Raw genomic sequence first — 11,740 nt, 5'->3', positions numbered from 1 at the left:
GGGCGGTCACCGCGAGCCCGCTGCCGGGGCCGTCGGGGAACGACGAGTACTTCCTCTGGCTGCGCCGGGACGCCCCGCAGTTGGACCCGGCGGAGCCTACCAGTCAACGGTCCCGTCGCTCCGGAGCATCGGCCGGTAGGCCGTTCCGACCCAGTCACGGTCCGCGTAGTGCGCCATCGCCTGGGTGACGGCGTGCAGCCACGTGGCGAGACCAGGCCAACCGATGAAGTAGGCGGAGTCGTCGTGCGGAGCCCGGCCGAGGTGGTCGTGCCACAGGCCGGGGCCGCTGTCGATGAAGTGCTCGTCGCCGTCGCCGCCGGCGAACGGCACCCACAGCGTTCCCCACCACGGGTCGTCCTGCTGGTCCGGATCGTCGGCCTCCCACATGCTCATCCGCATGTCGCGGACCTCGACGATCCTCTCCGCGGAGTACAGGGGGCCGCACGGGAGGACTCCGACGGACGAGCCGTCGCCGTCGTGACACAGCAACGACTCCCGCAGGTCAGCGGGAAGCGCGAATCCGAGCTGCTCCTCCGCTCTGTCGATGGCTTCGGGCGATGCGGGCAACCGGAGGTCGGCCAGGCTGGCCGGCGCGTGCTCCGCCAGCCAGGCGTCGATGAAGGTCCAGGACTCGGTCACTGAAGCAATCACCGGGCTGATGCCGATGCGTGGAGGCTCGATCATGGGTCGTAGCCTCGCAGAACGCTGTGACACGACCGCCATCCGGTGCGGCGTGGTGTGGTGCCGACTCTGTGGTGGCTCGGACCGGCGGCGCGGCTCGCCGGTTCGCGGGGCGGCGGTATTCGTCGCCGTCGCCGCCGCGGCCCTGACCACCATCACCACCACGGCCTTCGCGTGAAGTCCTTCACCTCGTCGTCGAGTTCAGGATCACGCGAAAGTCGTACTGCCGTCCCGAAAACACCCGGACGAGGGATCACCAGATCCGCTTCTTCGACACCGCTGGACGGATCACGAGCTCAGGGCAGGTGTCGCAGCCACGAGTCGATCGCGGCGCAGTCACCATCGGTCAGACCGCGACGGGGGTCGACACGATGGAGCAGGGCGGGTCCCCGGTGGTGGGCAGCGACCCAGGCCCGATCGATGTCGGTGACCTCGTCGTCGACCCAGACGAACGGCCGCCCCGCCGCCCATTCGACCAGGGCGCGGGTCTTCCAGTGCAGTCCGCTCCGCTCGTCCTGGTCGTCGAGGTCGGACGGCTCCGGCCAGACCACCACGGGCAGCTGCGGCAGGCCGATCCGGGGAGCGATGCACTCGTTCGCGTCAGCCATCCACGTCGTGGCCCAGACCACCTCGCACGGAAGCGCGGCCAGCCGGCGCCCGTGCTCGGGGTCGATCCTGCTCAGGAGCGGATTCACGTCCGCGTCAGGCGGTTCGGAAACTGTCGGCCAGGTCGGATACGACGCCGCGCCGAACGGGATGAGTGGCCCGTCGACATCGAGGAACAGCAGCGGACGCTGCGCAGTGCCGGTCACGGGAGCACGGTAGCGGCAGACCCCACCGGGTGCGGCCTCCGAGGCACGAACCCGGCGGCCACCCCGCCTGCTCCGCCATGGCCGACGGGTACTCCTCCACGACATCGCCCAGGATCGGGATCAACTGGCGGGCCGGGCAGGGGGAGCACCGCAACCAGTACGGGGAGATCGGCAGGGCCCTCCACGCGACCTGCGTGGAGCCGTTGGCCGAACTTCGCCACCCGACCGAGCAGTTGGAGTGCCACGCTGGACAGAACCGAACGACGGAGGGTCACGTGCTCGGGCACCTCATCACTCACGACGACAACCTGCGGATGGTCCCCACGGACCGGAACGAGTTGACCACCGCGGTCGGCCGACTCCACGAGGAACTACGGGCCTTGCCCGAGGAGACCGACCCCGCGCGCACTCGGGTCCTGACCCGATGGATCGGCATCGGCCAGCTGTGCCTGGGCCACCACGAGGAGGCCCGTACCGCGCTCCGGCAGTCGCTCGACCTCGCCGAAGCGCTCGGCAACACCCCGGCCGTCATTGCCACCGGGCTCAATCTGGCCGACTCGCACCGCTACGCCGGGGACGTCCAGGGCGCGGACGCGCTCTACCGCAGCGCACTGGACACCGCGCGAAGGCGGCACCCGGAGCTCGTGGACTTCGCGCTCCAGCACACCGGTAAGCATCTGATGGAGCGCGGCGATCTCGCGGATGCCCGGACCCGTCTCCAGGAAGCGCTGCGGCTGCGGGTCGCCAAGGGGGACACCGAGCTGATCGGGTCCACGCGGGCCGCACTCGACCGGGTCGAGCTTCTGATCGGCCAGGCCGACGCATCGGCGGCAGACCTCGCCGCACCGAGCCGGTAGAGCCGCCGGTGGACCGCCCCGCTCCGGTCCCGCACCACGGCCCGGACGCCGTCCCCGTGCGCGGACGAGTTCCCGGTACCTCGGGACGCTGTGGCCGGGCTCACCGCGCAGCAGCGCGTGCGCCCGCGGGAGAGCGTCACCCTGGTCGGCTTCGGGTTCCGCACGCTCGACCAGGCCGCGCGTACGGTCACGCACCCTCCGCCGGTCCCCGGACGCTCACCCCCCGCCTGGCCGCTCCGGGCGAGCAGCCAGGCGGGGGTGAGCGTCCGTGAAAGGAAGCCGGGTCAGCCGATCAGGGTGCTCTGCAGCCAAGGGGTGATCACGGCCATCGCCTCACCGAAGCGCGAGATGGCGCAGTGGCCGGTGTCCGGAATCAGTTCGACCCGGGTGTCCCGGCGGCCCTTGAACACCAGGGTGTCGTCCTGTGGAACGTGGACGTCCTCGGTGCCGTTGACGACGAGCATCGGCCCGTTGGCGTCCTGGTCCAGCAGCGGGCGCAGGTTGAAGGCCGCGAAGGCCGCCTCGCGCTCGGCCGTGCTCGGCATGGCGTCGAAGCCCAGGGCGTTGCCGACGATGCCGTCCATGCCGAAGGCGAAGCCGCGCCCCGGAGCGAAGGAGCGCTCCACCGGGCCGCCGAGCACCACGGAGGCGTCCACCGCTCCGGTCAGTCCGGTCCGGGCGGAGTAGTAGCCGCCCATCGAGATGCCGAAGTGACCGACCTTCCCGTTGCCGATCGTGCGGGCGAAGGAGACCAGTCCGGCGATCACCTCGGCCCCGCCGTCCGGGGTCATCGGCAGGTGGGCGGTCTCGCCGGTGCCGGCGAGGTCGAACAGCAGGAGTCGGGCGGGCAGGGTGAGCGCGAGCTGCTCCCACATGCCGTGCAGGTCGGTCTTCCAGGAGTCCACCCCGCCGCTGGCCAGTACGACCGGCGCGTCGGCGGGCAGGCCGGGGGCGGCCATCAGGTGGATCGGCAGGGTGGCCTCCCCGCTGCGGTACGGCAGGGTGAGCGTGCGGCGCTCGAACTCCACCGGGAAGCCGGGGGCGGCGAGGACGTACTGCTCGACCTGGCGGGCGAGCGCGGTGCGCTTCGGGTCGTCGGCCAGTGAGGGGAACTTGGCCCAGCCGTACGCCTGCGCGGCCAGGCGGTGGCGCCCGGCCTCGGCGTGCCGGGCGGCGAGGGCGGACCACTCGTGGACCCAGCTGCCGGGCCGGTCGGGCCACATCTCGGTGACGGCGGCGCGGACCGCGTCCACCTCGTCGGCGGGCAGGCCGAGGGTCATCTGCGGGTAGCGCTCGACGAACAGGTCGTGCGGGTCCAGGGGCCAGGTGAAGGACATGGTGGTGCCTCCTGCTGCGCTTAAAGCCGGAACTCTTGCATTAGCGACTATGCGCCCGGGTGGCTCTTAATGCAAGTAGCCCTGCGTTAAGGTGGTGGTCGAGGTGATCGACACATGACCGAGGAAGAACCGGAGCCGGTCCGCCGCCGCCCCGGCGGCCGCGCCGCACGCGTCCGCCAGGCCGTACTGGCGGCCACCATGGAGGTACTGGCCGAGGAGGGCATCGCCCGGCTCAGCATCGCCGGGGTCGCGGCCCGCGCAGGAGTCAACGAGACCACGGTGTACCGGCGTTGGGGCACCCGGGAGAAGCTCGTCCTGGACGCCATGCTCGCCGGAAGCGACGAGGGCATCCCCGTCCCCGACACCGGATCCGTCCGCACCGACCTGGCCGCCTTCGCCCGCGCGCTCGCCGCGTACCTCGCCACCCCGGCCGGCCGCGCCGTTGCCCGGGCGGCCGCGCTCAGCTCCGACGACCCCGACCTCGCCGAGGCCTGGCAGACCTTCTGGCAGTCCCGTCTCGATCAGGCCGGCGCCATCATCGGCCGGGCCGTCGAACGGGGGGAACTCCCGACGGACACCGACACGGCCCTGGCCCTGGAACTGCTCTGCTCCCCGCTCCAGACCCGCTCCGTGCTCGGCCACCGTCCGATCGAACCGGACCTGCCGGAGCGCCTGACGGACATGGTGCTGGACGGCCTGAGGAGCGGAGCCGGGGCCTGACCCCCAGACCGTCACCCGCTCCGGCCGCCACTCCCCGGCCGTCACCCGCCCCCGGGCGTCACTCCCCGGTCGTGGTGCCCTGGCGCTCGTGGCCGGTGTCGAAGTAGCGGTCCAGATACGCCTCCCCGTCGAGGGAGCTGTCGCGCAGGAGGGAGAAGACCTCGTCCCCGTCGCCCGGCCGCCCTTCGGTGGCCAGGCGGTAGCACTGGGCCAGTCCCAGGTACCGAAGGCCGTTCTCCTCGGCATACGTCCGCGCCTCGGCCTCCGCCCTGGCGATGGCCCGGTTCGTCGAGACGGCCTGCCACAGCGTCAGGCGCTCCTCGTACGGGGTGCCCTCGCAGGCATCCCAGTGGAACACGCAGCGGACCGCGTACCAGGACGTCTCGTCCGCCACGCCTGCGGCTGCCATGGTGATCTCCTTGGACGACACACCGCGCCGGGCATGGTCGATCGGCTGCCCAGGACCTGGGCAACGGCCGATTCTCACCGCCGCGCGCCACCCCCGCAACCGAATAGTGTCCGGCGGCCGGCGGCGTTCGAGGCCCTGACGGCCAGGGCGGCGGGCGTTCGCGGCGGGCGTTCGTGCCGGGCGCGCCGCCGACCTGCCGGGACGGTCCGGTCGGGGTCGGCTTCACGGCCGCGGGCCGGCGGGCGAGGCCCACTTTCAAACAGTGTTTGAAAATGCCCCTTGTCGCGCTACTGTCATGATCAGCAAATCGCGCACGGCTCGAAGGGGGGTGGTGACGATGGACGTTCTGCTGTTCAACGTGACCACGGCGGCACTGATGGTACTGATGTTCAACGGCGGTCTGGCCCTGGTCGGCCAGAGCACCCTGGGCGGGCGGCGGATTCCCTGGGCGGCCGTCGGCCTGACCGCGATCGCGCTCGGCGGTGTCGCCCTCCAGCTCTGCTGGTCGGGCGCGATGGGGGCGCTCGACGCGGATCCGGCGAAGTCCGGCTGGTGGCGCGTGGTCACCTCGGTCTTCATGCAGAACGGCGGCCTCGGCGGGTCCGCCTGGAACATCGCCACCCTCGCCGCCGTCGCGGCCTTCGCCGACTGGTTCTGGGGCGCGCCGCTGACGCTCGGCCTGTTCGCCGCGGGCATCCTGCTGCCGGAGCAGATCGACAAGCTGTGGGGCCAGACCTCCCACAGCACCGACCCCCGCAACTTCGCCGGCAGCTCCGGTGCCACCTACTTCCTGGGCGCGACGCTGGCCGCGGCGCTGCTGCTGCGCGGGGGTGCCGACCAGAACGCCGCCGACCCGGGCGCCGCCGACCAGAACGCCGCCGACCCGGGCGCCGCCGACCGGAACGCCGCCGACCGGAACGCCACCGGCCCGGGCGCCGACGACCAGACCGCCGACGACGCCGCGCGCAGCACGGCCGTCCGCAAGAACCGGCTGCTCGCGCTCGGTGTCCCCGTGCTCGGGCTGGCGATGTGGTTCGCCCAGGAGAACGGGCACGGGCTGGTCTCCGTCTACGGCTTCGCCCTCGGTGCACTCGCCTGGGCCGTGTTCCGCACGGTCCTGCGTCCGGACCGCGACCTGCGGCAGCCGCCGCGCACGACGGTCTCCTCGCTGACCGGGCTCGTCGGCCGGCGGGCCCGCAGCGCCGGCTAGCCGAGCAGACCCCTGCCGGCGGAGGTCCCGAGCCGCCGGGCGCGTCCACCGCGCCCCGCCGGTCGCTACGCCACCGGCTCCCCTCGGGGCCCGGGCAGGGTCGCCGCGCGGGGCTCCGGCGGGCGCGGGCCGGCGGCCACCGCCTCGGCCGGCGGGGTGAACCCGAACGGTGCCAGCAGGTCGAGCACGACGGTGAGGTAGTGCGGGGGCAGGTCCCGGTAGAGCGCGAGCGCCGCCTCCCAGGCCCGCAGCGACTCGTCCTCGCGGCCGAGCGCCCGCCACGCGGCGGCCAGTCCGACCAGGGAGTTCGCCCGTTGGTCGTCGTACCCCGTCAGGCGGCTGCCGACGGCGAGGGCCTGCTCGTAGTGGCCGACCGCCTCGCGGGGCCGCCCCAGGACGTACCCGGCGAACCCGAGGACGTTGCGGAGCGAGCACTCCATCGGGCCGCCGTGCACGCGCCCCTCCCGGGCCAGCACCCGCTCCGCCCGGGCCTGCGCGTCGGCGTACCGGCCCAGGAACAGATAGGTCCCGGCGAGGCTCGTCTCGCACAGGCTGATCGTCCAGTGGTCGGCCCCGGGCCCCTCCCCCGGCAGCAGGCCGAGGGCCCGCTCGAAGGCGTCGGCCGCCTCGGCGTAGCGGCCGCTGAAGAAGTGGCACGCACCGAGGTTGGCCAGCACCTGGCCCTCGACCGAGGGGGCACCGGCCGGGCGGACGAGGTCCAGGGCCTGGCGGTAGTACCGGCGGGCCGACGCGAGGTCGCCCAGGGCGGTCCAGGCGTGGCCGAGGTCGTTGAGACTCCGCCCCTGGGCGACGGGATCGTTCAGCCGCCGGGCCGCGGCCGCCGCCGTCCGGCCCAGTGCCACCCGCTCGACGTGCGGCGCGCTGCGGTGCAGGTAGCCCCAGAGCAGAGCGTGGAGCTGCCAGGCCGCCTCGTCGTGCCCGTGCTCGAAGGCGTGGTGGACGGTGGCCAGCAGATTGGCCCGCTGGTCGTCGCACCACTGGACGGCCTGGCCGGGGCTGGTGAAGTCGTCCGTCCGCAGGCCGTCGGGCGGCGGGGCCGGCGCGACCGTGGGCCGCCCGGGCGCCAGCACCCGGGCGGCGACCTCCGCGTGCCGCAGGCACCACGCGTACCAGCGGCGCAGCGCCAGTTGCCGGGTCTCCTCGCTCTCCTGGCGCCGGGCCTGTTCGGCCGCGAAGAGCCTCAGCAGGTCGTGGAAGCGGTAGCGGCCGGCGGACCGTTCGGTGACGAGGTGGGCGGCCGCGAGCCGGTGCAGGAGCCGGGCGCACTCGGTGGTGCTCAGCGCGCCGACGGCCGCGGCGGCGGGGGCGGTGAGGTCCACCACGGGGCTGAGCCCGAGCAGGCGGAACAGGCGCCGGGCGGCGGGGTCGAGCGCGCGGTAGGAGAGGTCGAACGCGGCCCGCAGGGAGGACCGGTCGTCCCCCTCGGCGTCCAGGAGGTCCAGGCGGTCGCCTGCGGCGGACAGCTCGGTGGCGAAGGCCTCGACGTCGTGGTGCGGACGGTCGCGCAGATGGGCGGCGGCGATGCCCAGGGCCAGCGGGAGGTGGCCGCAGGCCGCGAGGAGCCGGGTGCCGGCCGACCGTCGCGCCGTGATGCGGTCGGCACCCAGTACCCGGGTCAGCAGGGCCTGACCCTCGGCCGGGGTGAAGTCGTCGAGTTGGATCCGGTGGGCGCCTTCCCGCACGACCAGCCCGGTGAGCCGGTCCCGGCTGGTGACGACGGCCACGCAGCCGCCGGTGCCGGGCAGCAGCGGGCGGACCTGACCGGGGCTGCGCGCGTCGTCCAGGACGATCAGGACCCGCCGGCCGGCCAGCAGGGACCGGTAGAGGGCGGCGGCGTCGTCGAGTTGGGCGGGGATCTGCTCGGTCCCGACGCCCAGGGCCCGCAGGAACGCGCCGAGCACCGCGTGGGGTGCCCGCGGACCGGTCGGGGACCAGCCGTGCAGGTCGGCGAAGAGCTGTCCGTCGGGGAAGCGGTCCCGGGCCAGGTGCGCCCAGCGCACTGCCAGGGCCGACTTGCCGACCCCCGGGATGCCCGTGATCACAGTGACGGCCGCCGGGGCCGGGCCGGTCCCGGGCCTGCCGGGTCCGGGACCGGTCAGGTGGGTGTCCATGGTGCGCAGGTGGTGGACGCGGCCGACGAACACCGGCAGGTCCGCCGGGAGTTGGGCAGGCCGCGGGCCGGGCGGCGAGGAGTCGGGCGGCGAGGGATCGGGGAGCGAGGGGTCGGGGAGCGAGGGGTCCGGGGGCAGGAGCTCGGACGGCGAGAGGGCGGTCGGCACGAGGCCGGGCGGCGGGGCGCTCGGACGGGACGGCCGGAGCAGCGCCTGTTGGAGGGCCTGCAGATCCGGGGCCGGGTCCAGGCCCAGGTCCTCGGCGAGCCGGGCGGCGTGCCGCCGGTAGGCCTCCAACCCGTCGGCGTGGCGGCCGGTGCGGGCCAGCGCCGTCAGCAGGTGTCGTACCAGGCGGTCGCGGAGCGGGAACTCGGCGACCAGCCCGGTCAGTTCCGGCACGACCTCCTGATGGCGGCCCGCGTCCAGCTCCCGTTCGAAGAGCCGCTCCAGGGCCGACAGTCGCTGCTCCTCCAGGCCGGCCGCGGCGGCGGCCAGCACCCGGCCCGGCAGACCGTCCAGGGCGGGGCCGCGCCAGAGCGAGAGGGCTGCTCGCAGCTGGGCGGCTTCCCCGGCGCCCCGGCCGGCCGCGCCGGCGACCCGGGAGGCGAACTCCCGGGCGTCCACCCGGGCGCCCTCCGTCCCGAGGCGGTAGCCCGGGCCGTCGGTGACGATCCGGGAGGCCCGGCCGGGCCGGGGGTCGAGCGCGCGGCGCAGCAGGCCGACCATGTTGCGGATCTGGCGTTCGGCCGTGGCCGGCGGGGTCTCGTCCCAGACCGCGTCGACCAGCCTGGCGACCGGGACGACGCGGTCCGCGTGGACCACGAGCACGGCCAGCAGGGCTCGTTGGAGCGGACCACCGAGCCTGACCGGCGCACCCTCGGCGCGGACCTCCAGCGCCCCCAGGATCCTGAACTCCACCCCTGCCCCAGGTGTTCGGCCGACCGTGGCCCGAACCGGCTACCGGCCCGGGGCAGTTGGCATCCTTTCCCGGCGCCCGCCCGGTGTCAACGGAGCAGGAGCCCGCGGGCGGCAGGCCCGGAGGACGTGTCCGCACGGGGTCCTTCGAGTACGGCAGGCCCGTCAGGCACGGTCGGCCGCGCCCTGCGCGAGGCGGGCCTCGATCTCCTCGCGCACCGGCCGGTAGGCCTCCGCCGCGGCCCGCATCGCGGCCTCGCACCGGGCGAAGGCCTGCCGGGAACGGGCCGCACGGCCGGGCAGCAGGTCGTAACGGCGCAGTCGCGTCACGCCGTTGTCCACCATGAGCCCGGTTCGGCGACGCACTCCGTGGGCATGGCGCACCTCCCGCTCGGCGTCCTCCAGGACGGTCCGGAAGGCGTCGAGGGCGGCCTTCCAACGGGCGTCCTCCTCGGGGGTGCTGGGCACGGTGACGCCGCGCAGGACGAGGTCGCTGACCTCGTACAGGGCGAATTCCAGCCCGTCGGGCACCCGTACCCACGACATGGTCCGCCACGGCCAGGCGGCCAGGGTGTAGCCGCGCTTCAGAACGACCGCCACACGATCTCCCCCGGTTTCGCGGCGCGTCGGCGCCCGGTGCCAGCGTAGCCGGGCCGGCGGGGTGGTGAGGGCGGGCTTCGGACCACCCGCCGACCTGGGTGTTCGGGCGCGCCGAACCCGTTGGACGGCGTGGATATCCGATGTGGCTCATGGGCGCGCATTCGCTACGGTGTTCGACGAAACAGGAGGAAAGATCACCGATGGGGAAGTTCCACACGAGGCGCACGGCCGCGATCGCACTGACGGCGGCACTGATGGCCACCGGCGCGGCGGCCTGTTCGTCCGACGACAAGGCATCCGACGACAAGGCGTCCGAGGCCAAGACGGCCGCCGCCAGGACGGCTGACGCCGCACCGGCAGCCACGACGGCGGCCGCGCCGACCGCCACCAAGGCCCCGGAGGCGTTCGGCGCCACCGGCTACCGCGGCCTGACGCCGGGCATGGCGAAGGACGCCGCGCTGGCGACCGGCGCCCTGGAGGCGGCACCGGTCTCACTGCTGGAGGGCTGCACGGACTTCGCGTACAAGGGCGGCCCGGCACCGGACGCCGCCCGGATGGCGGCCGAGGCGGCGACCGAGGCCACGTACAAGGACCTGAACGCCAAGGCCGACGCGGCCAAGCAGGGGTCCAAGCCGGAAACCCTGCGGCCGAACGCCTCCGCCAAGGAGGCCGCGGAGTTCGCGGCCCGCCAGTCGACGGGGGCCGACAGCGCGGCGGCCAACGCCAAGCTGATGGCGGACGCGAGCATGGCCCGGGTCGAGCTGCTGACGGCCCGTGAGGCGAAGGAGAAGGCGTTCCTCGCCGCGGGGCGGGTGTCGTTCGGCGCGGCCGGCCTGCGCGAGCTGGTCGGCCCGGCCGGCGCCCGCACCGCCGAGGGCGTCGGGGCCGGTTCGACGGTGGCCGACCTCCAGAAGGCGTACGGCGCCAAGGGCCTCGAACTGGCCAAGAGCGGCCGCTACGAGGTCCCGGTCGAGGGCAAGCAGGGCTGGTTCTACGAGTTCACCGTGGACGGACAGCAGGTCAACGGCATCGCGCTGGTCGATCACAGCACCAAGTGCGCCTGAGGTCCCCCGTCCGAGGCTGATGGCCCGCGGCCCGACCAGTGGTCGGATCGCGGGCCATCGGCCTTGCGGGGGCCCGACCGCGCGGCTGCCCGCCGGAGCGCGCCGGCCGGCAGGGCGCGCCGGCCGGCAGGGCGCGCCGGCCGGCGGGGCGAGCCCTGGCGGCCGGCCATCGGCAAGAACGACATCCGCCGTGTCGCGGTGGTCAGCGATCGTGCGGACCATCCCGCGGAAGGAGCGGAGGCCGGCTGCGCCGACGCGGACGGTGGCGGTGTCGCGCGTGCTCGGGAGGTGGACCACCACCACGAAGCGGGTGGTCCGTTCGACCAGGGTGCCGGTCGCGGATCCGTTGTTCTCGCGCCCGCGCCCTCCGGGGTGACGCCGAACCGTGGTTTCGGCGACCCGGGTGTTCGCTTGGCTCCTACCCCGGGTCCGGCCGACCCGTCACTCCTCGCCGATCACGCCCGGAACGGGGCCAGGGCAACGGCCTCCAGGTTCCTTGCTTCGCCGGTGCTGCCGATCTCGATGTGGTGGAAGCTGACCCAATCTCCCCAACCGACATTCTGCATGTGCGCAATACCCGACACGTACAGCCAGTTGGGGATCCTGACGCGCAGAGCTTCCATGGGGCGGTTCTGACCCCGGGTGCCGATGAAGAGGTACTCTCCGTCACCGACGCACTGGTCATGGCTCGGGTCGGCGCCGCCTATCCAGCCCAGATTCCGAGAGTGGGCATCAGCACAGAAGCTTCCCATCCCGCTGATGCTGATCGTCATGCCCTCGATCGCCCTGTTCTGCCCGACCGTCCCCGCGTAGGTCTTCCCACCGGCTTCGTTGCAGACCCATCCGGTGTCGCCGAGCCCGGCCACATGAGGATTGACGCAGATCCTCGGGGCCGCTGCGTGTGCGGGGGACGCCATGGCAGCCCCGAGGGCGGACATCATGCTCAGCGTCAAGAACACGCGCGTAAAACGCTTCACAACAGACTCCCGCTACGACCGTCCAT

The 11,740-nt window shown here is 73.7% G+C and carries 11 protein-coding genes and 1 pseudogene; 5 read left to right on the top strand and 7 right to left on the bottom strand.

The window, feature by feature from the left end; all coding sequences use genetic code 11:
• Positions 1-95, top strand: a pseudogene (locus ACWDRR_RS09920) (16S/23S rRNA (cytidine-2'-O)-methyltransferase); the annotation flags it as partial.
• A 1-nt stretch (position 96) separates the two neighbouring features.
• On the opposite strand, the gene ACWDRR_RS09915 reads toward ACWDRR_RS09920, so the two are convergent.
• Both ACWDRR_RS09915 and ACWDRR_RS09910 read right to left on the bottom strand, forming a co-directional pair.
• Positions 97-684 carry an SMI1/KNR4 family protein gene (locus tag ACWDRR_RS09915; RefSeq protein WP_449771677.1) on the bottom strand — a complete coding sequence of 196 codons (588 nt, stop codon included), beginning with the start codon at positions 682-684 and terminating at the stop codon, positions 97-99.
• A 293-nt stretch (positions 685-977) separates the two neighbouring features.
• Positions 978-1,493: an HAD domain-containing protein gene (locus ACWDRR_RS09910; RefSeq protein ID WP_449771676.1), complete on the bottom strand. Its 516-nt coding sequence runs from the start codon at positions 1,491-1,493 to the stop codon at positions 978-980.
• Between the two features lie 77 nt (positions 1,494-1,570).
• On the opposite strand from ACWDRR_RS09910, the gene ACWDRR_RS09905 reads away from it, so the two are divergent.
• Entirely contained in the window at positions 1,571-2,350 is a 780-nt protein-coding gene (locus tag ACWDRR_RS09905) for a tetratricopeptide repeat protein (protein ID WP_449771675.1), read from the top strand.
• Between the two features lie 284 nt (positions 2,351-2,634).
• Here ACWDRR_RS09905 and ACWDRR_RS09900 read toward each other — a convergent pair whose 3' ends face one another.
• Positions 2,635-3,687 (bottom strand): alpha/beta hydrolase, encoded by a 1,053-nt coding sequence (locus ACWDRR_RS09900; protein ID WP_449771674.1) that lies wholly within the window; start codon positions 3,685-3,687, stop codon positions 2,635-2,637.
• Positions 3,688-3,801: 114 nt separating this feature from the next.
• On the opposite strand from ACWDRR_RS09900, the gene ACWDRR_RS09895 reads away from it, so the two are divergent.
• A complete protein-coding gene (locus ACWDRR_RS09895; protein WP_449771673.1) occupies positions 3,802-4,407 on the top strand; it encodes a TetR/AcrR family transcriptional regulator in 606 nt (201 codons plus the stop codon).
• A 58-nt stretch (positions 4,408-4,465) separates the two neighbouring features.
• Here ACWDRR_RS09895 and ACWDRR_RS09890 read toward each other — a convergent pair whose 3' ends face one another.
• A complete protein-coding gene (locus ACWDRR_RS09890; RefSeq protein WP_449771672.1) occupies positions 4,466-4,816 on the bottom strand; it encodes a hypothetical protein in 351 nt (116 codons plus the stop codon).
• Between the two features lie 337 nt (positions 4,817-5,153).
• On the opposite strand from ACWDRR_RS09890, the gene ACWDRR_RS09885 reads away from it, so the two are divergent.
• Positions 5,154-6,026 (top strand): hypothetical protein, encoded by an 873-nt coding sequence (locus ACWDRR_RS09885; protein WP_449771671.1) that lies wholly within the window; start codon positions 5,154-5,156, stop codon positions 6,024-6,026.
• A gap of 65 nt (positions 6,027-6,091) precedes the next feature.
• Here the strand turns inward: ACWDRR_RS09885 and ACWDRR_RS09880 are convergent, their stop codons facing one another.
• A complete protein-coding gene (locus ACWDRR_RS09880; RefSeq protein WP_449771670.1) occupies positions 6,092-9,076 on the bottom strand; it encodes an AfsR/SARP family transcriptional regulator in 2,985 nt (994 codons plus the stop codon).
• Positions 9,077-9,238: 162 nt separating this feature from the next.
• The gene (locus ACWDRR_RS09875) at positions 9,239-9,673 is read right to left on the bottom strand and encodes a hypothetical protein (RefSeq protein WP_449771669.1); all 435 of its coding nucleotides are present in this window, start codon (positions 9,671-9,673) and stop codon (positions 9,239-9,241) included.
• Positions 9,674-9,873: 200 nt separating this feature from the next.
• On the opposite strand from ACWDRR_RS09875, the gene ACWDRR_RS09870 reads away from it, so the two are divergent.
• Positions 9,874-10,737 (top strand): hypothetical protein, encoded by an 864-nt coding sequence (locus tag ACWDRR_RS09870; RefSeq protein WP_449771668.1) that lies wholly within the window; start codon positions 9,874-9,876, stop codon positions 10,735-10,737.
• Between the two features lie 455 nt (positions 10,738-11,192).
• Here the strand turns inward: ACWDRR_RS09870 and ACWDRR_RS09865 are convergent, their stop codons facing one another.
• Positions 11,193-11,714: a hypothetical protein gene (locus ACWDRR_RS09865; protein ID WP_449771667.1), complete on the bottom strand. Its 522-nt coding sequence runs from the start codon at positions 11,712-11,714 to the stop codon at positions 11,193-11,195.
• Between the last annotated feature and the right edge of the window lie 26 nt (positions 11,715-11,740).

The sequence above is a fragment of the Kitasatospora sp. NPDC003701 genome (assembly GCF_053587085.1).
Note: the sequence above shows the minus strand (reverse complement) of the source record. Positions and strands in the feature narration are given on the sequence as shown.